The organism is Bradyrhizobium sp. SZCCHNRI1009 (assembly GCF_032487575.1).
GTDB lineage: Bacteria > Pseudomonadota > Alphaproteobacteria > Rhizobiales > Xanthobacteraceae > Bradyrhizobium.
The window spans coordinates 16,391-38,710 of the sequence record NZ_JAUEUL010000012.1 but is presented as its reverse complement, the minus strand read 5'-3'; the positions used below and the strand labels follow the sequence as shown (position 1 = coordinate 38,710).

Annotated in this window: 20 protein-coding genes; 10 read left to right on the top strand and 10 right to left on the bottom strand. The window is 65.2% G+C overall.

Annotation, left to right across the window (positions count from 1 at the left end; translation table 11 throughout):
* Window positions 1–118 precede the first annotated feature (118 nt).
* The 4 genes from QX010_RS20915 (at window position 119) to QX010_RS20900 (ending at window position 4,352) form a co-directional block, all read left to right on the top strand.
* Window positions 119–1,534 (top strand): ABC transporter substrate-binding protein, encoded by a 1,416-nt coding sequence (locus tag QX010_RS20915; RefSeq protein ID WP_315802035.1) that lies wholly within the window; start codon window positions 119–121, stop codon window positions 1,532–1,534.
* The gene (locus QX010_RS20910) at window positions 1,531–2,418 is read left to right on the top strand and encodes an ABC transporter permease (RefSeq protein ID WP_316181606.1); all 888 of its coding nucleotides are present in this window, start codon (window positions 1,531–1,533) and stop codon (window positions 2,416–2,418) included. Before QX010_RS20915 ends, QX010_RS20910 begins: the two co-directional genes overlap by 4 nt.
* On the top strand, window positions 2,415–3,287 hold the full coding sequence (locus QX010_RS20905; protein ID WP_315802033.1) for an ABC transporter ATP-binding protein: 873 nt from the start codon (window positions 2,415–2,417) through the stop codon (window positions 3,285–3,287). The genes QX010_RS20910 and QX010_RS20905 overlap by 4 nt, the downstream gene beginning before the upstream one ends.
* 306 nt (window positions 3,288–3,593) lie before the next feature.
* Window positions 3,594–4,352 carry an SDR family oxidoreductase gene (locus tag QX010_RS20900; protein ID WP_316181604.1) on the top strand — a complete coding sequence of 253 codons (759 nt, stop codon included), beginning with the start codon at window positions 3,594–3,596 and terminating at the stop codon, window positions 4,350–4,352.
* A 13-nt stretch (window positions 4,353–4,365) separates the two neighbouring features.
* Here the strand turns inward: QX010_RS20900 and QX010_RS20895 are convergent, their stop codons facing one another.
* Window positions 4,366–5,391, bottom strand: coding sequence for a LacI family DNA-binding transcriptional regulator (locus QX010_RS20895; protein ID WP_316181603.1), 1,026 nt, complete (start codon window positions 5,389–5,391; stop codon window positions 4,366–4,368).
* 223 nt (window positions 5,392–5,614) lie between these two features.
* On the opposite strand from QX010_RS20895, the gene QX010_RS20890 reads away from it, so the two are divergent.
* The 4 genes from QX010_RS20890 (at window position 5,615) to QX010_RS20875 (ending at window position 10,327) form a co-directional block, all read left to right on the top strand.
* Window positions 5,615–6,754 (top strand): sugar ABC transporter substrate-binding protein, encoded by a 1,140-nt coding sequence (locus tag QX010_RS20890; RefSeq protein ID WP_315802030.1) that lies wholly within the window; start codon window positions 5,615–5,617, stop codon window positions 6,752–6,754.
* Window positions 6,755–6,831: 77 nt separating this feature from the next.
* On the top strand, window positions 6,832–8,373 hold the full coding sequence (locus QX010_RS20885) for a sugar ABC transporter ATP-binding protein (RefSeq protein WP_316181601.1): 1,542 nt from the start codon (window positions 6,832–6,834) through the stop codon (window positions 8,371–8,373).
* Entirely contained in the window at window positions 8,370–9,350 is a 981-nt protein-coding gene (locus QX010_RS20880) for an ABC transporter permease (RefSeq protein ID WP_316181600.1), read from the top strand. The genes QX010_RS20885 and QX010_RS20880 overlap by 4 nt, the downstream gene beginning before the upstream one ends.
* Window positions 9,347–10,327: an ABC transporter permease gene (locus tag QX010_RS20875; RefSeq protein ID WP_316181598.1), complete on the top strand. Its 981-nt coding sequence runs from the start codon at window positions 9,347–9,349 to the stop codon at window positions 10,325–10,327. The genes QX010_RS20880 and QX010_RS20875 overlap by 4 nt, the downstream gene beginning before the upstream one ends.
* A 58-nt stretch (window positions 10,328–10,385) precedes the next feature.
* On the opposite strand, the gene QX010_RS20870 is transcribed toward QX010_RS20875, so the two are convergent.
* From QX010_RS20870 to QX010_RS20835, 8 genes are all read right to left on the bottom strand, one after another.
* A complete protein-coding gene (locus QX010_RS20870; RefSeq protein ID WP_316181596.1) occupies window positions 10,386–11,081 on the bottom strand; it encodes an ABC transporter ATP-binding protein in 696 nt (231 codons plus the stop codon).
* Window positions 11,081–11,830: an ABC transporter ATP-binding protein gene (locus QX010_RS20865; RefSeq protein WP_315802026.1), complete on the bottom strand. Its 750-nt coding sequence runs from the start codon at window positions 11,828–11,830 to the stop codon at window positions 11,081–11,083. The genes QX010_RS20870 and QX010_RS20865 overlap by 1 nt, the downstream gene beginning before the upstream one ends.
* Entirely contained in the window at window positions 11,827–13,119 is a 1,293-nt protein-coding gene (locus QX010_RS20860; RefSeq protein ID WP_315802025.1) for a branched-chain amino acid ABC transporter permease, read from the bottom strand. The genes QX010_RS20865 and QX010_RS20860 overlap by 4 nt, the downstream gene beginning before the upstream one ends.
* Entirely contained in the window at window positions 13,116–14,063 is a 948-nt protein-coding gene (locus QX010_RS20855; protein WP_315802024.1) for a branched-chain amino acid ABC transporter permease, read from the bottom strand. The genes QX010_RS20860 and QX010_RS20855 overlap by 4 nt, the downstream gene beginning before the upstream one ends.
* A gap of 118 nt (window positions 14,064–14,181) precedes the next feature.
* Window positions 14,182–15,414, bottom strand: coding sequence for a branched-chain amino acid ABC transporter substrate-binding protein (locus QX010_RS20850; protein ID WP_315802023.1), 1,233 nt, complete (start codon window positions 15,412–15,414; stop codon window positions 14,182–14,184).
* A 28-nt stretch (window positions 15,415–15,442) separates the two neighbouring features.
* On the bottom strand, window positions 15,443–15,664 hold the full coding sequence (locus tag QX010_RS20845) for a hypothetical protein (protein WP_316181593.1): 222 nt from the start codon (window positions 15,662–15,664) through the stop codon (window positions 15,443–15,445).
* Window positions 15,661–16,932 carry a serine hydrolase domain-containing protein gene (locus QX010_RS20840; protein ID WP_316181591.1) on the bottom strand — a complete coding sequence of 424 codons (1,272 nt, stop codon included), beginning with the start codon at window positions 16,930–16,932 and terminating at the stop codon, window positions 15,661–15,663. The genes QX010_RS20845 and QX010_RS20840 overlap by 4 nt, the downstream gene beginning before the upstream one ends.
* A 118-nt stretch (window positions 16,933–17,050) precedes the next feature.
* Window positions 17,051–18,271 (bottom strand): ABC transporter substrate-binding protein, encoded by a 1,221-nt coding sequence (locus tag QX010_RS20835; protein ID WP_316181590.1) that lies wholly within the window; start codon window positions 18,269–18,271, stop codon window positions 17,051–17,053.
* A gap of 283 nt (window positions 18,272–18,554) precedes the next feature.
* Between QX010_RS20835 and QX010_RS20830 the strand changes: the two genes are divergently transcribed.
* The gene (locus QX010_RS20830; protein WP_316181589.1) at window positions 18,555–19,247 is read left to right on the top strand and encodes a TetR/AcrR family transcriptional regulator; all 693 of its coding nucleotides are present in this window, start codon (window positions 18,555–18,557) and stop codon (window positions 19,245–19,247) included.
* A 56-nt stretch (window positions 19,248–19,303) separates the two neighbouring features.
* Entirely contained in the window at window positions 19,304–21,349 is a 2,046-nt protein-coding gene (locus tag QX010_RS20825; protein ID WP_316181588.1) for an acetoacetate--CoA ligase, read from the top strand.
* A gap of 21 nt (window positions 21,350–21,370) precedes the next feature.
* On the opposite strand, the gene QX010_RS20820 is transcribed toward QX010_RS20825, so the two are convergent.
* On the bottom strand, window positions 21,371–22,276 hold the full coding sequence (locus tag QX010_RS20820; RefSeq protein WP_316181766.1) for a ribonuclease Z: 906 nt from the start codon (window positions 22,274–22,276) through the stop codon (window positions 21,371–21,373).
* Window positions 22,277–22,320: the final 44 nt, after the last annotated feature.

Here is a 22,320-nt window from a genome sequence, read left to right as displayed (position 1 = left end):
GAGTACGCAACCGGATTTTGACGGCAACTAATCCACCCGCTGCCGAACTCCGGATTTGCGCTCGTGGACGCGGCCTTCATCATGGCGCCATCAGCCATCCAACCGAACGGGGATGAGAATGGTCCGCTGCCGTCACGCGCTCTTACTATCCGTCACCTGTCTGTCCCTGATTGCGGCGCAGCCCGTCGCAGCAGAGACGGTCACGATCGGCATAGGCACCCAGGACACCACGACCAACACGGTGACTGCCGGCACCATCGTGCGGCAGCTTCACCTGCTGGAGAAGTATCTGCCCAAGGACGGCAAATACGCCAACATCAAGTTCGAAATCGAGTGGCAGAACTTCACGTCCGGCCCGCCCGTCACCAACGGGATGATGGCGAACAAGCTGCAGTTCGGCATGATGGGCGACTACCCGCTGATCGTGAACGGCTTCACCTTCGAGAACAATCCCGAGAGCAAGAGCCGGCTGATCGCGGTCGCCGCCTACAGCCTCGCCGGCTCCGGCAACGGCATCGTCGTTCACAAGGACTCGCCCTACTATGAACTCTCCGACCTCAAGGGCAAGCTGGTCAGCGTTCCGTTCGGCTCGGCCGCACATGGCATGGTGCTGAAGGCGCTTCAGGACGCCGGCTATCCGGCGGACTTCTTCCAGCTCGTGAGCCAGACGCCGGAGGTCGGCTCGACGAACCTGCAGGAAAAGAAGATCGACGCGCACGCCGATTTCGTTCCGTTCGCCGAGTTGCTGCCGTTCCGCGGCTATGCGCGCAAGATCTTCGACGGCGTCCAGACCAACCTGCCGACCTTCCACGGCGTCGTCGTCCGCACCGACTTTGCGGAGAAGTATCCCGAGGTCGTCATCGCCTATGTCAAGGCAGTCATCGCCGCCAACCAGTGGCTGCGCCAGGATCCGAAAGCGGCGGCCGAAAAGATCCAGGAATGGACCGGGATCAACAAGGAGGTCGTCTACATCTTCCTCGGTCCCGGCGGCAACATGACCACGGATCCGACGATCAAGCCGGCGCTGGTGGATGCCGCCGCGACTGACGTCAAGGTGCTGCAGAGCCTCGGCCGCATGAAGGAGTTCGATCCGAAGAAGTGGGTGGACGACAGCTACATCCGCAAGGCCTATGCCGAGCTGAAGCTGGACTATGACAAGGATCTCGCCAGCACCGCGAACTACGAAATCTCCGGCGAGGACAAGTTCTGCAACAGGCCGATCACCGAGCCGCGCAAGGCCGGCGAGGTCTGGATCGACGGCGAGGGCATCACAGCCTTCAGCAGCGCGACCTGCACGCTCGGCGCCTATGCCGACTACAAGGCCAAGGGCAAGAAGATCAACGTCGCCTACGTCTTCGACACCGCGCGCGGCATCAAGCTGTTCGCCGACCAGGCGTTCTTCGCCGCCGCCAATGGCGAGATCGCGCCGTTCCTGCTGAAGAAGGATGCCGAGGCCTATGCCGCCAAGATCGGCGGCAAGGTGATGGGACTTGATGACGCCGTGAAGCTGGCGGTGGCGGGAGGCAAGACTTGAGCAGCCCCGCCCTGATGACGTCGCCCGACCAGGCTGCGGCGGCCGCCGCGCCTGGCACCGCGCCCCCGCCGAGCCGGCCGCACGTCTCCGCCCGCGCGGCACGCTGGTTCCGGCTGAACCAGGACCGGCTGCAGTCGCTGCTGATCGGCACCGCGTCGCTGATCCTGTTCCTGATCGCCTGGCACCTGCTGACGACCTACCGCGTCGTCTTCTTCGTGAAGTTCACCAACGTGCCGGCGCCGCTGGCGGTCTATGCGAGCTTCACCAAGGCGATCCACGATCCGAAATTCCTGATGCACATCCTGCTCAGTTGCCGCCGGATCTTCATCGGGTTCTCGCTGGCCGCGCTGGTCGGCGTGCCGCTCGGCCTGATCATGGGCCGCTTCAAGCTGGTGCACGAGATCGTGTTTCCGGTCGCCGAGGTGCTGCGTCCGATTCCGGCCATCGCCTGGGTCCCGATGGCGATCATGCTGTGGCCGACCAACGAGCAGAGCATTGTCTTCATCACCTTTCTCGGCTCGTTCTTTCCGATCCTGGTCAACACCCTGCACGGCATGACGCTGGTCGATCCCGTGCTGGTGCGCGCCGCCAAATGCCTTGGCGCCCGGGAGGCGTCGATCTTCCGCGAGGTCTATTTCCCGGCGTCGCTGCCGCACATCTTCACTGGCCTCACCGTCGGCATGGGCGTCGCATGGGTGTCGCTGATCGCGGCCGAGATGATCTCGGGACAGTTCGGCATCGGCTACTTCACCTGGGAAGCCTATTCACTGGTCCAGTATGCCGACATCGCGCTCGGGATGATCACGATCGGCGTGCTCGGGCTCGGCTCGAGCCTCGTGATCCGCGCAGCCGGACAATTGGTGATGCCCTGGAGGTCGCGATGAGCCAAGCCGCAGCGGATACGAGACAGGGCCATATCGAGGTCCGCAACTTCGCCCTGAGCTACGAGACCATCGACGGCGCCGTCGAGGCCGTCACCGACACCCAGATCCATGTCGAGCCCGGCGAGTTCGTCTCGATCGTCGGACCGTCGGGTTGCGGCAAGTCGACACTGCTCAACGCTGTCGCGGGCTTCCTCAAACCGACCAGCGGCATCGTCACGGTCGACGGCCAGGCCGTGACCGGACCCAGCGCCGAACGCGGCATGGTGTTTCAGCAATATTCGCTGTTTCCCTGGAAGACGGTGCGCGAGAACGTCGAGTTCGGGCTGAAGATGCGCGGCATGGCGAAGTTCGAGCGCGCACGCGCGGCGCGGACTCTGCTCGGCCTCGCCGGTCTCGAGGCGTTCGAGAACCATTATCCCGAGCGTCTCTCCGGCGGCATGAAGCAGCGCGTCGGCATCGTGCGCGCGCTCGCCACCGGCCCCAAGGTGCTGCTGCTCGACGAGCCGTTCGGCGCGCTGGACGCGCAGACCCGCATCATCATGCAGCAGATCCTCACCAACATGTGGCAGCGGCTGAAGATCTCGGTGCTGTTCGTCACCCACGACATCGACGAGGCGATCTTCCTGTCCGACCGCGTCTACTGCATGACCGCGCGCCCCGGCTCGATCAAGGCCGAAATCCAGATCCCGCTCGAGCGCCCACGCCAGCAAGCGATGATGATGTCGTCGGAATTCCTGGCGCTGCGGCGCGGGCTGATGTCGTTGATCCGCGAGGAGAGCCTGAAGGCGATGGGCGGCGAGATCACCGATCTCGGCATGCAGGGACTGAGCATCGAGTTGCAGGGCCAGTCGATCTCCGAAATCCTCTGAAGGGTTTTGCGCTCGACCGACGGCGGCCGGTCCAGCTCCGAAGAAGGCGCCCGATGGTCGCACCCGAGCGGCGCAACAGGTGCTGGCGTCCCGGCCGGTCCTGGCGCAGAATGCCGGATAGCAAACAAGGACGTCGCAGGGGGAACGCCCGGATCCGTCAGCATCGACATCGGGCGTGAGGGTGCTCGCAGGCGCACATCGAGGGGTCCAGCCGGACGCACCGGCCGTGCACAGCACGGACGACGTCCGCAATGCGGCCGGTGCCATCGCGCGCAGCCGCTCTCCAGGCGCAACTGAGAGGAACCAATGCAGGGCACCATCTACCCAAGCCTCAAGGATCGGGCCGTTCTCGTGACCGGCGGCGGCTCCGGCATCGGGGAAGCGATCGTCCGCAATTTCGTCGGCCAAGGTGCGCGTGTCGGATTCATCGACATCGATCTGGAGGCCTCGCAGCAAGTGCTGGCAAGCCTGCCTGCGGAGGCCAAGGTGCACTTCGCGCATGCTGATCTGCGCGACATCGCCGCGCTGAGGGCTGCGGTCGCCGGCGCCCGCGAGGCGCTCGGGCCGATCACCATCCTCGTGAACAATGCGGCGCGCGACGACCGCCACGCGATCGAGGACGTCACGCCGGACTATTGGGACGAGCGCATCGCCGTGAACCTCAAGCATCAGTTCTTCGCGGCCCAGGCGGTTGCGCCGGACATGATCCAGGCGGGAGGCGGCGCGATCGTCAATCTCGGCTCGGTGAGCTGGGTGCTCGGCCAGGGCAACATGCCCTGCTACACCACGGCGAAGTCGGCGATCCAGGGACTGACGCGCGCTCTCGCCCGCGATCTCGGCCCCAGCAACATCCGGGTCAATTCCATCCTTCCGGGCTGGATCATGACCGAGCGCCAGCAGCGAATGTGGCTGACGCCCGAGGGCGAGGCCGAGCTGATGCGGCGCCAATGCCTCAAGCGCAAGCTCGTGCCGGACGACATCGCCCGCGTAGTGCTGTTCTTCGCCGCCGACGACAGCGGCGCCTGCACCAACCAGAACTACATCGTCGACGGCGGCTGGGCCTGAGACCGCGCCGCTCTCACGATGCAACCAGATGCGGCCCGGTGCTGCCGCGCGCGACGATCTCGAAACCGAGGTCGATCTGCCGCGCTCTCGGCCGCCTGCCGGTGGCGATCACCTGAAGCACCAGTTCGGACGCCACGCGCCCCATGTCGGCGCGCGGCGTCAGCACGGTCGACAGCGGCGGATTGGAGGCCGCCGCGAATTCCAGGTCATTGAAGCCGATCAGCGAAATCCGGCGCGGGACCTCCAGCCCCGCCTGCTGGCAGGCGAACAACGCCCCGAGCGCGATGTTGTCGTCGCAGCAGAAGATCGCGTCGGGGGCTTCGCTCGCGAGCATCTCCTCGGTCAGCTTCCGCCCCAGCGAGATCGTCGCCTGGGCCGGGAGCCAGGCCACCAGCGACGCGCCGTCCAGCCCGGCTTCCGCCAGCGCTGCGTGATACCCCTCGAGCCGGGCGCGGGCCCGGTCGTCGCGCTGTCCCGAGAGATAGGCGATCCGCCGATGTCCCAGCTCGATCAGGAAGCGGGTCGCGGCATGGCCGCCCTGGCGCTGCGAAAGTCCGACATTCAGATCGATCGGATCGTCGGTCAGCTCGAACGTCTGCACCACCGGAATCCGCGAGCGTTCGAGAATGCGCCGTGCCGCCCGCGTCTGGTTCACCCCGACCAGGATCAGCGCCTCGATGTTCTGGCCCAGCAAGGTCCTGATCGCGCCCTCTTCCTCCTCCGCCGAGTAGCGGCTGCTGACGACGACGGGGCGAAAGCCGAGCGGCAGCAGGGTGTCGTAGATCGCCTGCAGGTAGTCCGCGAAGATGCCGTTGGAGAGCGACGACACCACGATGCCGATCGAATGCGTGCGGGTCGAGGCGAGCCGGCTCGCCGCGAAGTTCGGCACATAGGCCAGCCTGTCGACCGCGGCATCGATCCGCTTGCGCAACGCCGGTGACACCATATCGGGCCGTCGCAGCGCCCGCGACACGGTGACAGCGCTGACATTGGCGATGCGCGCGACGTCCTCCAGCGTGGTGCGACGCTTCTGAGACATGATCCTTGCAGCAATGATTCACGCGGATTTGTCCGAACCACATTCATGACATGCGACCGGCCGCTTGGCAAAAGCGGCGCGACGGTAATTGACAGCGCTGTCATTGATCAGTAACGCTGGGCGGGTCGAGACGACGAGCATTGCTCGCACAACCTCCGGAAACAAAGAGGCGTCTCGCACATGCGTCATTGATCTGGCGCCACAACAACAGGGGAGGTCACGAATGTCGTCCAAGTCGATGAGGGCGCGATGCCTTGCCACGTGTGCATCGCTGGTGCTGGTCACCGCGTTTGCCAGCAAGGCGCTGGCGGAGCCGGAGATGGTCAAGGGACCGGCGAGCGAGCCTGAATGCATGGTGCCGTGGACCAAGGACACCAAGTTCTTCAAGTTTCCGGCCAAGAAGGGCCCCTACCGCATCGCACTGGCGAACGGCTACATCGCCAACACCTGGCGCATCCAGATGATTCAGACCGCGAAGGCCTATGCGGCGCAGCCCGAGGTGAAGGCCAAGCTCAAGGAGTTCAAGGTCGTCTCGACCGGCGAGGACGTGCCGGCGCAGATCTCGGCGATCAACAACTTCATCGACTCCGGCTATGACGCCATCGTGGTCAACGCGCAGAACCCGACCGCCTTCGGGCCGGTGATCAAGCGCGCCAAGCAGGCCGGCGTGATCCTCGTCGCCTTCGATAACATTCTCGCGACGGAAGACGCGATCAACGTCAACGTCGACCAGAAGGGCCTCGGCGAGCTCTGGGCGAAGTGGCTGGTCAAGAACGTGCCCGGCGGCGGCAAGGTGCTCGAGGTGCGCGGCGTCGCCGGAACCTCGGTCGACACCGACCGTCACAACGGCTTCCACTCCGTTCTCGACGGCTCCGGCAAGAAGTGGCAGGTCACCGAGGTCGTCGGCAAATGGGACGACGGCGTCGCCCAGAAGGCCACGGCCGATGCGATCGCGACCAACGGCCCGTTCGATGCGATCTCCGGCCAGGGTGGCGACACCGGCATCGTGCAGGCCATGCTCGACGCCAAGCACAAGATGGTGCCGTTCGGCGGCGAGACCGAGAACGGCTTCCGCAAGTTCTGCGCCGCCAAGGCCTCGGAAGGCCTGAAATGCTCGTCCGCCGGCACCGGACCTGCGCAGGTCGCGGTCGCGATCAAGGTCGCGCTCGCCGCCCTCGAAGGCAAGGTCGTGCCGCAATCGGTCAAGCTGCCGCTCGCGGTCGTGGAAGATCCGAACTTCAAGAAGGATCAGGACTACTTCCCGGCCCAGTCCGACAACTTCTTCGTCGGCAACTCCTTCCCGACCTGCGGCATCAACTTCACGGCGCAGGAGATCATGGGCCAGTCGAAGGAAAACCAATAGGCCGGTGTGATCGCTGGTCCGCGAGTTTCTCTCGCGGCCAGCCCGTCCCTATTGCCCAAACGACTGGGGAAGCAAGCATGATCGCGGCTGAGCCGCTGTTTCGCGCCGTAGGACTGTCCAAACGCTACGGCGGCGTGATCGCTCTCGACGGTGCGGACCTGGAGGTCCACCCCGGCCGCATCCACGCCATTCTCGGCGAGAACGGCGCCGGCAAGTCGACGCTGATCAAGCTGATGGTCGGCGTGGTCGCACCGGACGAAGGCCGGATGACGCTCGAAGGGCGCGAGGTCGCCTTCAGCGGTCCCTCCGCCGCGAATGATGCCGGCGTCGTCTGCATCTTCCAGGAGCTGTCGCTGATTCCCGACCTATCGGTCGCGGACAACATCATGATCTCGCATCCGCCGACGCGGTTCGGCATGATCGACCGGCGCGCCCAGCGCCGGCTTGCCGAGGAGGCGCTACACTGCGCCGGCGCCGGCGACATTCATCCGCGCGCGCTGGTGAAGGACCTGCCGCTGTCGCGCCGGCAGATGGTCGAGATCGCGAAAGCGCTGTCGCGGCGGCCGAAGATCCTGATCCTCGACGAGGCGACCTCGGCGCTGACCGCCTCCGACGTGACCAAGGTATTTACGGTACTGAAGCGCCTGCGCAGCGAGGGGCTGGCGCTGCTCTACATCTCCCACCGCATGCACGAGATCGCCGAGCTCGCCGATGAATGCAGCGTGTTCCGCAACGGGCGCCGCATCTCGACCTTCCCGGCCGGCACCAGGACGGATGCCGAAGTGATCGAGCTGATGATCGGCCGCGAGTACAAGCACGCTTTCCCGGACAAGCCGCAGCGCAAGACCGATGGGCGGCCGCCCGCGCTGCAATGCACGAGCATCAGTTGGGGCGACCGGCTGAAGGACATCTCGTTCTCGCTGCAGGCCGGAGAGATCATCGGACTCGGCGGGCTCGACGGCCAGGGCCAGCGCGAGCTGCTGCTGGCGCTGTTCGGCGTGCTGCGCGACTGCCGCGGCGACATTCTGATCGACGGCAACAAGGTGACGATCGACAGCCCCGTCACTGCCAAGTCGGAGCGCATCGGCCTCGCGCTGATTCCGGAGGACCGCAAGACCGAAGGACTGATGCTGCCGATGTCGGTGCGCGACAATCTCTCGGCCGCCGCCTTCGACCGGTTCGCGACATTCGGCATCATCGACCGGCAGCGGCAATCGGCCCTGATCGAGGAGATGATCCGCCTGATCGAGATCAAGACCGCCTCCCCCGATCTCGCCGTCAGCGCGCTCTCCGGCGGCAATCAGCAGAAGGTCGTGATCGCGAAATGGCTGATGAACAAGCCGCGCATCATCCTGCTCAACGATCCGACGCGCGGCATCGACGTCGGCACCAAGCAGGAGATCTACCGGCTGCTGCGCCGGCTTGCCGACGAGGGCGCCGCGATCCTGCTCTATTCGACCGACTATGACGAGCTGATCGGCTGCTGCGACCGCGTGCTGGTGATGTATGATGGCGCGATCAGGCGCGAGCTTGCGGGCGCCGAGATCACCGAGCGCGCGCTGGTCAGCAGTGCGCTCAATGTCGACGAGGGCGAGCGAGCGGAAGCGAGTCTGGCATGACCGAGTGGCGGTACTGGCTCGCCGAACAGCGCGGCACCCTGCTCGCGATCGGCATCTTCGTCGCGATGTTCGTGCTCTATGCGACCAATCATCCGGCCGGCTTCAGCGCCAACATGGTGCAGACCGCGGCCAACAAGGCGACGCTGCTGGCCTTCGTCGCCATGGCGCAGGCGATCGTGGTGATCACCGCCGGCATCGATCTGTCCGTCGGCATGATCCTGACATTGACCAACTGCCTCGCGTCCTGGATCGTGGTCGGCACCGCCACCGAGACCGCGCTCGGCGTCGCCGGCGTGCTCGGCACCGGCATCGTCTGCGGCATGATCAACGGCGCGATCGTGATATTCGGGCGCCTGCAGCCGATCGTGACCACGATCGCCACCGGGGCGATGTACTACGGCATCGCGCTGTTCCTGCGGCCCAATCCCGGCGGATCCGTCAACGAGACGCTGGCGGATGCCTTGACGGGAAGATTATTCGGCGTGCTGCCCACGAGCCTCGTGGCACTGGCTGCGGCGGCACTGCTGATCTGGGTGCCCTATAGCCGCTCGGTCGTCGGCCGCGCCGCGTTCGCGACCGGCTCCTCCGAGGTCGCAGCCTACATGTCCGGCGCGCCGATCCGCGCGGCCAAGTTCGTCGCATACGCCTTGGCTGGCCTGCTGTCGGCGATCGGCGGCCTGTTCCTGACGTTCTTCTCCTACACGGGCGAGGCCGCCTATGCGAGCGGCAATGCCTACACCCTGTTCTCGATCGCGGCCGTGGTGCTCGGCGGCGTGTCGCTGATGGGCGGGCGCGGCAGCGCGATCGGGGCGATCTTCGGCGCACTCGCGTTCCGCACCATCGGCGATCTGCTGTTCGTGTTCGATTTCGATCCGCTGTGGCAGCCGCTGTTCCAGGGCCTCGTGCTGATGCTCGCGGTCTCGATCGGCGCGTTCGGCCTGGTGCGTGTGCGTAATCGGCTGGAGTGGTTCGGATGAGCGACGCAACGGCACCACAACCGGCCCAGCGCGGGATCGCCATGCTGCGTCGGATCGATCCGGCGGTGGCGGCCTCGTTCGGCTGCATCGTGCTGCTGCTGCTGGTCGGCAGCCTGTATTCGCGCAGCTTCCTGTCGCCGGATTATCTGCTGCAGCAGTTGAAGGTCGCGAGCTTCCTGGGCGTGATCGCCACCGGCATGATGCTGGTGATCCTGCTCGGGCAAATCGATCTCTCGGTGCCGTGGGTCGTGACAACGGGCGCGATGATGGCCTGCGCGGCGGCCGCGCATGGCACGACGGGCGCGATCATCGCGATTCCCTGCGGCATTCTCTGCGGCGCCGCCATCGGTCTCCTGAACGGCATCGGCGTCGCCTATCTGCGCATTCCCTCGATGATCATCACGCTGGCGACCAATGCGGTCGCGCAAGGCCTGATGGTGGCCTACACCGGCGGCTTCGCGCCGCAGGATTCCGCCTCCAAGGCGATGCGCTATCTCGCCACCGGCACGATCGTGCCCGGCCTTCCCAATGCGGTGCTGGTCTGGGCGATCATCGGCGGCGCAGCGATCTGGCTGTTGTCACGGACCACGTTCGGCCGCGCCATCTATGCCATCGGCAATCGCGAGCGCGCGGCCTATCTCTCAGGGATCGATACACGCCGCATCACCATGCTGGCGTTCGCGCTGTCCGGCGCGCTGTCCGCCTTCGGCGGCGTGCTGCTCGCGGGCTATGCCTCGAAGGCGGCGCAGTCGATGGGCGACGCCTATCTGCTGCCCTCGATCGCCGCCGTCGTGCTCGGCGGCACGCACATTCTCGGCGGCCGCGGCAGCTATCTCGGCACCGTCGCCGGCGTCGTGCTGATCACCCTGCTGCAGTCCATTCTGTCGGTGATGCAGATCAGCGAGGCCGGCCGCCAGCTGATCTACGGCGCGGTGATCATCCTGATGCTCCTGATCTACGGCCGCCAGAAGCTGTGATCGAACAGCGACTGGTCCCGCAAGCCGGCCGGTGATCTGCGACGGATGCCGCTGCACCTCACACTTCGAGCCACTCCTGCCGGACCGCGGTGTTGGCCTTGAGCTGATCCGGCGTTCCTTCGAACACGACGCGGCCGTGGCCCATGACATAGACGCGCTTCGATATCCGCATCGCGATCGAGAGCTTCTGCTCGACGAGCAGGATCGCGACGCCAGCCGCCGCAATCCGGGCGATCAGGTCGCCGACCTGCTGTACGATCAGCGGCGCCAGACCTTCGGTGGGTTCGTCGATCATGATCAGGTCGGGGTCACCCATCAAGGTCCGGCAGGTGGTCAGCATCTGCTTCTCGCCGCCCGACAGCACGCCCGCCGGCGTATCGGCGCGCGCGGCGAGATTGGGAAACATGTCGAGCATGTCCTGGAGGCGCCACTTCCCCGGCCGCCGGGTGTCCTTGATGCCGAGCACGAGATTTTGCCGCACGGTGAGGCTCGGAAAGATGTCGCGATGCTCGGGCACATAGCCAAGCCCAAGGCGCGCGATCTTGTAGCTCGGCAAGCCGGCAATGTCCCGGCCCTTGAAGCGGATCGTCCCCTGCGGACTGACCTCGCCCATGATCGCCTTCACGGTGGTCGAGCGGCCGACGCCGTTGCGGCCGAGCAGGCTCACCACTTCGCCAGCAGCGACGGCGAGGTCGACGCCCTGGAGGATGTGACTCTTGCCGTAATAGGCGTGGAGGTTCCTGACTTCGAGCATCAGTGGGCCTCCTCGCCGAGATAGGCTTCCCTCACCTTCGGGTCCCGACGGATCTCCTCCGGCGTGCCCGACGCGATGATGTGGCCGTAGACCAGCACCGAGATGCGATCGGCGAGACCGAATACCACGCTCATGTCGTGCTCGACGATCACCAGCGTCCGCCCCTCGGTGAGCCGCCGGATCAACGAGACGGCGCGCTCGGTCTCCGCATGGCTCATCCCGGCCGTCGGCTCGTCGAGCATGACGACCGTCGCACCGCTCGCAATGGTGACCCCGATCTCCAGCTCGCGCTGCTCGGCATAGGTCAATAACCCCGCGGGGATGTCACGCCGATGCGTGAGGTGGATGTCATCGAGGATCTGGGCGGTCCGCTCGCGCACCTCCGGCAGGCTGTCGACGTTCTTCCAGAACGCGTAGCGATGCCCGGTCGCCCACAGCACGGCGCAGCGGACGTTCTCCCACACCGTCATGCGGGCGAACACGTTGGTCACCTGGAACGAGCGCGACAGGCCGCGCCGGTTGATCTCGAACGGCCGCAGGCCCGAGATGACCGCGCCGTTCAATCGCACCTCGCCCGAGGTCGGCCTGATATGCCCGCTGATCAGGTTGAACGTGGTCGATTTGCCAGCGCCGTTCGGGCCGATGATCGCGTGACGCTCGCCCTGGGCGACGCTCAGATTGAGGTCGCGGATGACGCCGACATTGCCGAAGCGCTTTTCGACGGCACGGACTTCGATGGCCGCGGTCATGCCAGATACCCCCGATCACGCGCCACGGTGGCGGCCCCGTCCCAGGCTCCGGCAATCCGCTGCCACGTCGACCGCGCGACGAAGAAGCCGGCGACCACCAGAATCGCGGCGACGCCCCATGTCACGGGGGATTGCGGATTGAAGGCCACGCCGAACAGGTTGATGGCGTCGCCACCCGAATAACGCGCGACCGTCTCGATGGTCAGGATGACGCCGCAAGCGAACGCCGCGGTCGGCACGATGGCAACGAGATAGGACGGGATCACCATTCCGAGCGTTCCGGCACGGACCAGCGGCCGGTGCATCATCAGCAGACCGGCGATGCCGCCGGGTGAGAACATGACGATGCCGATGAAGATGATGCCGAAATAGAGCTGCCAGACGCTGGTGAGGCTCGTCAGCCCAAGCTGGAGATAGGTCACCAGGATCGCGCCGAGGATCGGACCGAAGAAGTAGGCCGTCCCACCGATGAAGGTCGCGAACAGCACGAGGCCCGACTGGATTGCACCGAGATAGGCGGAGTTCGCGATCTCGAAGCTGATCGCCGCGAGGCCGCCCGCGACGCCGGCGAAGAATCCGGCGAAACAATAGGCGAGATAGCGGACGACGTGCGGATCATAGCCGATGAACTGGACCCGTTCGGGATTGTCGCGCACCGCATTGCTGATCCGCCCCAGGGGCGTCCGGGTCAGCGCATACATCGCGATTGCCGATAGCACCAGCCAGAACGCGATCAGGTAATAGACCTGCAGCTGTGGCCCGAAGGTCCAGCCGAACATGCGCGGCAGAGCGGTGCGGTCCGTGGTGATGCCGGCTTCGCCGCCGAACACCGAGCGCAGGATCAGCGACGACGACGCCACGAGCTCGCCGATGCCGAGCGAGATCATCGCAAACACCGTGCCGGCGCGCTTGGTCATGACCCAGCCGAGGATGATCGCGAAGGCGAGGCCGCCCAGCCCGCCGAACAGCGGAATGAAGGGCAGCGGAATCGGCCAGCCATGCGCCACCACCGCATTCATCATGTGACAGGCCGCGAAGCCGCCCAGGCCGTAGTGAACCGCGTGACCGAACGACAGCAATCCGGTCTGACCGAGGAGGATGTTGTAGGAGAGCGCGAAGACGATCGCGATCCCGATGAGGCTGAACGAGGTCAGCGATCCGCCCGAATTGAAGAGCAGCGGCAGCACGATCAGCACGGCCACGCCGATCACCCAGACGGCATAGAAGCGGAGACGGGATCCGGCGGGCTCTGCCGCGAGATGAGACGCGGAGGTCACTGCTGCGGTCATGATTCGCGAGTCCCCATCAGGCCCACGGGGCGCACGATCAGGACGAGCACCAGCAGCAGGTAGGGAACGATCGGCGCGACCTGCGCGATCGTCACGTTCCAGATGTCGGTGAGCACCGATGGCCCGGCGGATGGATCGAGCGGGCCGAAGGCGCTTGCCAGCGAGCCGTTCAGCGCCACGGCGAAGGTCTGCACCAGGCCGATCACCAGCGAAGCGATGAAGGCGCCCGGCAGCGAGCCCAGGCCGCCGAACACGATCACCACGAACAGGATCGGCCCGAGCGCCGCGGCCATGTCGGATTGCGTCACCAGGGCGGGACCGGCGATGACGCCGGCGAGACCGGCCAGCGCGCTGCCGACCCCGAACACCACCATGAACACGCGTCCGACATTGTGGCCGAGATGGCCGACCATATGGGGATGGGTCAATGCCGCCTGAACGATCAGGCCGACCCGGGTGCGCTTGAGCACGATCAGCAGCGCCACGAAGATCGTCACCGACACCGCCAGCATGAACAGCTTGTAGGCCGGATAGTTGGTCGAGAAGATCGTGAATGCGGGAAAGTCCAGCAGCGCCGGGACGCGGTAGTCGAGCGGCGTCTTGCCCCAGATCATCGAGACGATTTCCTCGATCGCGAATGCGAGGCCGAAGGTCAGCAGCAGCTCGGCGACGTGACCATGCTTGTGCGTGTTGCGCAGACCGTAACGCTCGACCGCCATGCCGATGGCCCCGACGAGGAGCGGCGCGAGCAGGAGGGCCGGCCAGAAGCCGACCCATTTCGTGAGCTGGAAGCCGAAGAAGGCGCCGAGCATGTAGAAGCTGGCGTGAGCAAAATTGAGCACCCCCATCATGCTGAAGATGACGGTCAGCCCGCTCGACAGCAGGAACAGCAGCATGCCGAACAGCACGCCGTTGAGGGTGGAGATGACGATGAGTTCAAGCACGGTGCACCCGCGAATGTCCGGGGCCTCGATGCCCCGCCGCTCATTCCCTAACAGATCGACGCAGGGCCGACGCCGCTTCCCGCACGGTGAGGCCGTGCGGGAAGCCAGCGCCGATCGATTACGGCCGCGCCATCTTGCACGTCGTCGACACCATGGCCTGGGGCGTATCGACCCTGGAGACCAGGTGCCATCCCCAGCCGGTGTTCTCCTCGTCGAACGGCTCGTTCGCCGCGAGCTTGCCGAAGGACGAGACGTAGATCGGCTGGAAGAACTGGTGATCATCCTTGCGCATGAAGCCGGTGCCGCCATCCAGCACCTCGAGCTTGAGGTCCTCGAGCGCGGCCGCGACCTTCACCGGGTCGATGGAGTTGGCCTTCTCGGCCGCCGCCTTGAACATGCGCATCTCGTTGACCGCCCGCGGATACCACAGCGACATGTTGACCTTGGCGCGGAACGCCTTCTCGTAATCCATCGCAGCCTGATGGCCCGAATTGGCGAAGCCTTCGGTCAGCTGAAAGACCTGATGATCCAGGCCCGTCTGCTTGATGGCGGTCGGGCCGCCGGCGCCGCCCGCGTAATAAGTGTACCAGTTGACCTTCAGGCCGGCATCCGCGGCGGCCTTGAGCAGCAGCGCGATGTCCTGGCCCCAGTTGCCGGTGATGACGCTGTCGGCGCCGGACGCCTTGATCTTGGCAATGTAGGGCGAGAAGTCCGTGATCTTCAGCAGCGGATGCAGCTCGTCGCCGACGATCTGGACATCGGGTCGCTTCGCCGCCAGCATCTTGCGCGCGTCGCTGCGGACCGACTGGCCGAACGAATAGTCCTGATTGATCAGATACACCTTCTTGATGGACGGGATGTCCTTCATGTAGTTGGTGAGCGCCTCCATCTTGATGTCCGAGCTGGCGTCCCAGCGGAAATGCCAGTAGCTGCATTTCTCATTGGTCATGCTCGGATCGACGGCGGCATAGTTGAAGTACAGCACTTCCTTGCCGGGGTTGCGCGTGTTGTGCTTGTTGACGAAATCCTCCAGCGCGAGCCCGACGGACGATCCGTTGCCTTGCGTGATGTAGCGGACGCCGGCGTCGATCGCCTTCTGGGCCTGGACCAGGCTCTCTTGCGGATTGGTCTTATTGTCGAACGGCACGATCTCGACCTTATGGCCGAGAATGCCGCCCTTGGCGTTGAGCTCGTCGGCCAGGTACTGGAACGTCTTCAGGCCGCCCTCGCCGACGCTGGCACCGCCGCCGGACAGCGGATCGATATAGCCGATCTTGACGGTGTCTTCGGCCTGCGCGGCATGACCGAGCATCGGGACGATCAGGGCAATGGCTAAAGTTAACTTGCGCATAGTTTTGTTTCCTCGCTGGCTGTCGACTTCAGTCGATCGATCGATGCGCATGATCGCGCAATTTGAAGAAGCACTGAGCAGAATAACGGCCGGATGACAAGCTCGGCATGAGATGAAGCCGTGTTTGCCGCTCCGGCAATGGGCCGGCAAGCAGCTCACCGCCGATCGGACGTTTCATCGAGCGGAATGTGGCGTCCACATCGTGGACATATGCTCCCGACTCGCGGGGATGACGGCACTTGCCGGTCATGTCGCTTGTTCCACAATGTGGGACAGCGCGGCGTAGGTTCCACGCTGATAGACGGGAAGAGCACGGCGGCCGGCAGCGCCCCGCCCAGTGGCAATCGTGGCCCCCGTCCCCGCCGAGACCGGCACGTGATGCTGAATCAGATAGATCATGATCAGGTCATTGACCGGATCGGCCTGCCACCAGGTGCCGAAGATGCCGGGCCAGGTCATCGAGCCCGGTGCGCCACAGGCATAGGGATTGCCGACGGCCTCCTCGGCGATCGCCAGTCCGAGCCCAAATCCGGAAGTCTGCCACAGCGGCATGCCGGCGAAGGGAATCTGGCGCTGCCCATCGGTCAGCCGATTGGTTCGCATCAGCTCCACGGTTGCGGGCCGCAGCAACCTGACGCCGCCCAGCTCGCCTCCTCCGAGCAGCATGCGCGCGAACCGATGGTAGTCCGGCGCGGACGAGATCAGCCCGCCGCCACCCGGCGTATAGGCCGGCGGCTCGTCATACATGACCGGCTCGACCTTCGCGAGCCGCCCCGTCGTCTCGTCATATCCGTACAGGCTCGCCAGGCGATTTCGCTTGGCGAGCGGCAACCAGAAATCGCTGTCGTCCATGCCGAGCGGCGCGAAGATGCGCTCCTGCAGTACCTGCCGGAACGGCTTGCCTTCGACCCGGCCGATCAGGAAGCCGAGCACGTCGGTCGAGTGTCCGTAGTGGAAGCGGTCACCGGGCTGATAGGCCAGCGGCAGCGTACCGAGGGCCGCGAGCCATTCGTCCGGCGTCGAACGGTTCATCGCGGGATCGCCGAGCGCCGTCTCATAGGCGACCTTCAACGGGCCTTCCGAGAAGAACGCGTAGGCGATGCCCGAGCGGTGCGTCAGCAGGTCCTCGATGGTGATCGCACGCCGGGCGGGCACGGTGTCGTCGAGCGGGCCGGCGGCGTCACGCAGGACCGGTAAATCGGCCAGCTCCGGAATCCACCGGGAGATGGGGTCCGCCAAGGCGATCCTGCCTTCCTCGACCAGCATGAGCGCCGCTACCGAGGTGATCGGCTTGGTCATCGACGCGATCCGGAACAACGTATCCGCGCGCATCGGACTCCTGCTTTCGACATCGCGCCAGCCGATCGTCTCGGCATGAACGATCTCGCCGCCGCGCGAGGTGAGCGACACGACGCCCGCGAGCTCGCCGCGATCGACGAATTCGGCGAGCGCCGGGCCGATCGCTGCAAGCGCCGCAGGATCGAAGCCCCGGCGGCGACGGACGGCTTCACTGGTCACGAGCGGCGCTCCGACGGACAGAGTTCAGCTTTCGGCGCCGGCCGGCGCGGGTGATTGAGAGACAGCAGGGCATCCTGGCGCGCAAGTGACGCCCGACAGGCCATGGCCGACGAGAGCATCAGTCCGCCTTGAAGTCGTCGGTCAGGATCGGTCCCGAGATGATCCAGCGCTGACCGTCGAATTTCATCATCTGGAATTGCTTGCTGATGCGGTAGTCATCAGGCGTTGTCGTCACCGACATTCCCGGCAGCCCGAGGTCGGGAACGAAGCCCTTGATGTTGGTCGCCTGCTTCATGATGTTGGCGCGCGTCAGCTCGTCGCCGCATTGCCTGAGAATGTGGACGAGCAGGGCGGCGGTCGAGTAGCCATAGGTCGCAAAGCCGCTGTTGGCGTCCTCGCCGGGCGCGTACTTCGCCATGAACGCCTTGTACCGCTTCATGCCCTCGTCATCGGCCCATTGCGGATCGAGCGGGTCCTTGCCGTAGGCGACCGAGATGATGTCCTTGGCATTCTCGAGCCCCGCGGGCACGAGCACCTGACCGACCGCCGTCGCGTTGACCTCGAGGATGTGGACGGGCTTCCAGCCGAGCTCGGCGGCCTTCCTGATCGACTGCGCCGCGAATTTCGGCGTCGACATGTTGTAGAACAGATCGGCACCCGACGCCTTGAGCGTCACCAGCTGGGAATCGATCGTCGGATCGGACAGCTCGTAGGACAGCTCCTTCACGATCATGCCGGCCTTGGCGCCGAGCCCGTCCTTCAGCCCCTTGACGTAATCTTTGCCGAGGTCGTCGTTCTGATACAGGATGCCGATCTTCGCGTTCGGATGGTTCTCAAGGATGTATTTCGCATAGATATGCGCTTCCGACTGGTAGTTCGGATTGGCGGAGATCGTCCACGGAAAGTTCTTCGGGTCGGTGAAGCGGGACGCTCCACTTCCCGCCAGAAGCTGCGGAACGCCCTTGCTGTTCAGATATTTCTGGACGGCGGCGTTCGGGGGCGTGCCGATGATCTGGAACGTGGTCAGCACCTCGTCGCTTTCGACCAGCTTGCGCACCTGCTCAACGGTCTTCGGCGGGCTGTAGGCATCGTCATACTGGATGAGGGTAATCTTGCGCCCGTTGACGCCGCCCTGCTCGTTGATCATGCGGATATAGGCCGCTTCCGCCTTGCCGATGGACCCGAAAGCAGAAGCCGGCCCGCTGAGCGGGTTGGTCTGGCCGATCTTGATCTCGGTGTCGGTGGCGCCGACGTCGTATGTCTTCTGCGCGAACGCCGGGGCTGAAAGGGCCACGCCGAGCATCAGCACGGCAGCCGCCGTCGACTCGATCCGTATCATGTGTCCTCCCGTGAGCGGCTGATCCATGGCCAGCCGATTGTCCTTGATGATGTCAGCGCGCGACCAGACTGGCAGCGCGCTGCCCGCCGCCCGACCGTCGACCGCTATCCATCAGGTCTCCGAGACCTACCGTCCGGCCGGCCGCCGGTCAAGTTCATTCATTTAGCACTAAATGAAAATGTTGGAAGCCCGAAGTCCCGCTTGACCGGGCGCGCCCACCCCCTCATCGTCAAAATGACAACGGCGCCGTTCCTGCGCGCGCCGATCAGGGACCACGGAGAGCATGCCAGCAGAGCCGAAGCCCGAGGGGCGCCGCACGCGCGCGGAACAGCGCGCGACGACGGTGAAGCTCATCCTCGACACCAGCGAGGAGCTGTTCGCGCAGCTCGGCTATTTCGGCGTGACGATCAAGGATGTGGCCGACAGGATGGGCATCCATCCTGCGCTGATCCATTACTACTTCGAGGGCAAGAAAGCGCTGTTCGACGCCGTGTTCGAACGCCGCATGGAATACGCTGTCACGGTGCGCACGGCCGGGCTGGATGCCTATGAGGCCAAGGTCGGAGATCGCCCGACCGTTGAAGGCGCGCTGCGTGCCTATTATGACGGCGCGTTCGACGTCTACGTCAACGAAGAGGACAACTGGCGGCACTTCGGCCGCATCTTCGCGCAGGTCGCCAACGCGCCGGGCTACGGCGTGGAGATGATGGACACGTACCTCGATCCGATGGTGCTGCGTCTCATCGGGCTGCTGCAGAAGGCATTGCCCGATGCCACGCCCGAGGATCTGTTCTGGAGCTTCCAGTTCACCTCCGGCGCCTATTCGCTGATCCTGTCACGGACCGGCCGCATCGACCGCCTGTCCGGCGGTCTGTGCAAGTCCGACGATTTCGTGGCCGTCCGCGAGCGGTTCGTGACCTTCATGGCCGGAGGCTTCAACGCGCTCTACAAGCGGCGGAAGCAGAAGTCGAAATGAGCGCCTCGGCGCCTCCCATCGGTCGACGCGACACAAACAACCAGCCGGAACCTATGATGACAGCTCCCTACGTCCCGCAAATGTCCCTCTATCGGCAATGGCTGAAGGATCATCGCGGCCTCCACTTCGAAAGCTTCGAGGAGATGCGGCAATGGTCCGTCCGCGACCTCGACGGATTCTGGCGCAGCATCTGGGACTATTATGACCTGCAGTCGCCGACCACGTTTTCGACCGTCCTGGCCAAGCGCACGATGCCCGGAGCGGTCTGGTTTCCCGGCGCTTCGGTCAACTACGCCCGGCAGGTGTTTCGGCACGTCGAAGCCGCCGATGCGGCGGGCCTTCCTGCGATCATCAGCAGTCACGAGGACGGCCGGCTCACGGAGACGACCTGGCCGGAGCTTCGGAAGAAAGCAGCCGCCCTGGCGCTGCATCTGCGCGAGCAAGGCGTGGCGCCCGGCGACCGGGTCGCCGCCTATCTGCCCAATATCCCCGAAGCCATGATCGCGTTTCTCGCTGCCGCGAGCATCGGCGCGATCTGGAGCGTTTGCGCGCCCGACATGGCCGCGCCCGCCGTGATCGACCGGTTCAAGCAGATCGAGCCCAAGGTGCTGATCGCCTGCGATGCGGTCACCTATGCCGGCCGCCGGCACGATCGCCGCGATGTCGTCGAGGAGCTGCGGCGGTCGTTGCCAACGGTCGGTCACGTCATCCTGCACAGCGACGATGCCGGCGCGCCGGTCGCCGGGGGCGTCCATCTCTCGGATGTCCTGTCACGAACAGGCCCTGGCGTCGATGCCTTCGAACCGGAGTGGCTTCCCTTCGATCATCCGCTCTGGATCGTGTATTCGAGCGGCACCACCGGATTGCCGAAACCGATCGTGCATGGTCACGGCGGCATCATCATCGTCACGCTCGCGCTGCTTGGGCTGCACAACGACATCGGCTGCTCCTCTCAGCCGAATTCGTTCGGCGAGCGCTATCACTGGTACAGCTCGACCGGCTGGATCATGTGGAACAACCAGGTCGGCGCGCTTCTCAACGGCACCACGTGCTGCATCTTCAACGGCAGCCCGGCCGGGCCCAAGGATCATCCGGACTGGACCACACTGTGGCGGTTCGTGGCGAACTCGAAGTCGACCTTCTTCGGCGCCGGCGCGGCGTTCTTCGCGAGCTGCGTCAAGGCTGATATCAACCTGGCCGACGCGGGCGATCTGTCCCGACTGCGTTGTCTCGGGTCCACCGGCTCGCCGCTCAGTGCCGACACGCAGGCCTGGTTCGATCAGCGGTTCGCGGAGCTGTCGCGGGTCAATGGCAGCCGGGCGCAGGCGCAAATGTGGTGGTCGAACATCTCCGGCGGCACCGACTTCGCCGGCGCCTTCATCTGCGGCAACCGCGAATTGCCGCAGATGCCCGGAACCATGCAATGCCGCGCACTCGGCGCGGCCGTCGAGGCCTTCAATGACCAGGGCGAGCCTGTCATCGGCGAAGTCGGAGAGCTCGTCTGCACCGCGCCGATGCCGTCGATGCCGCTGCGGTTCTGGAACGATTCGGGGAATGCGCGCTATCTCGCGAGCTACTTCGACGCCTTCGAGGCGCGCGCGGGCGGGCCGGTCTGGCGACATGGCGACTGGCTCAAGGTCAATCCGGATGGCTCCTGCATCATCTATGGCCGCAGCGACGCGACCATCAATCGCCACGGGCTGCGCATGGGAACGAGCGAATTGTACTCGGCCATCGAGGCGCTGCCGGAGATCCTGGATTCGCTGGTCGTCGATCTCGAATATCTCGGCCGCGACAGCTACATGCCGCTGTTCGTGGTGCTGCGCGACGGGGTCGCGCTTGATGCGGCGATGAAGCGGAAGATCAACACGGCGGTCGAAGCCGGCCTGTCGCGGCGTTTCGTGCCTGACGAGATCTTTGCGGTTGCCGAGATCCCGCGCACCTTGTCCGGCAAGAAGCAGGAGCTGCCGATCAAGAAGCTCCTGCTCGGGCAGCCGCTCGACAAGGTCATCAACCGCGACGCCATGGCCAATCCCGGTTGTCTCGACTGGTACATCGCGTTCGCCCAGAGCCGTTTGCAGAGCGGCTCAGGCTCGACATAGCAGACGCGCCCGAGCGAGCAGCTAGACCATCAGCCGATCGAAATCGACCGCAACATGGCTGTTGGTAAAAATCTCCCGCGCCTCGCCGAGGATCTCCTCGTCGGGATAGCGGCCGGAGATGTGGTTCAGGACAAGCTGCCCGACGTTGCTCGACGCCGCGAGCCCGGCAGCCTCCGCGGCCGTCAGGTGGCCGTAGTCACGAGCCATGGCCGAATCCCGCCGGAGAAAAGTGGCCTCGATCACGAGCATGTCCGCGTCGCGAACATGCTCGTGCAGACCCTCGGTCGTTCCAGCATCGCCGACGATGACGAGCTTTTTCGGTCCCTGCGGAGGCCCCAGAACATCCTCCGGATCGATGGTTCGTCCGTCCTCCAGCGTGACCGGCCGGCCCTCCGCCAATGCCTTCCGCACGGGCCCATCAGGGACCGCGAGCGCCGCCAGACGGTCTGGCAGCAGATGGCGGCGAACTTGACCTGCGAATTCGAAGCCGAAGCTGTCGGTGTCGCGGTGCCGGACGGGAAAGCAGTTGATCGTAAACTCGCCGGCATCGAGAACCGTCCCGCGCCCGAGCGGAACGAGCTCGAGCGGGATCGGCGCGCGGTCCTCTCCCCACAGCCCCGCGAGCATTCGGACCACGACATCGAGCGTGTCGGGGCTGCCGTGGACGCGCATGATGTCAGCGCTCCTGCGCAGCCGCAGGGTAGAAAACAGTCCGGGAATGCCGAGGACATGGTCGAAATGGCCGTGGGTGAGCAGGATCCGATCGAGCCGGCGAAAGCCTGCCCCGCTGCGGAGCAGCTGACGTTGGGTCCCCTCGCCGCAATCGACGAGAATGCGATGCCGGCCTGCTCGAACGAGAAGGGCTGGATGATTGCGGTCCGCCGACGGAACGCTCGCCGAGGTCCCCAGGAAAGTGAGCTCGAACATCACAGTCGCTTTAGGCCCATGGTCGCAACACGTGAGCGGCTTTG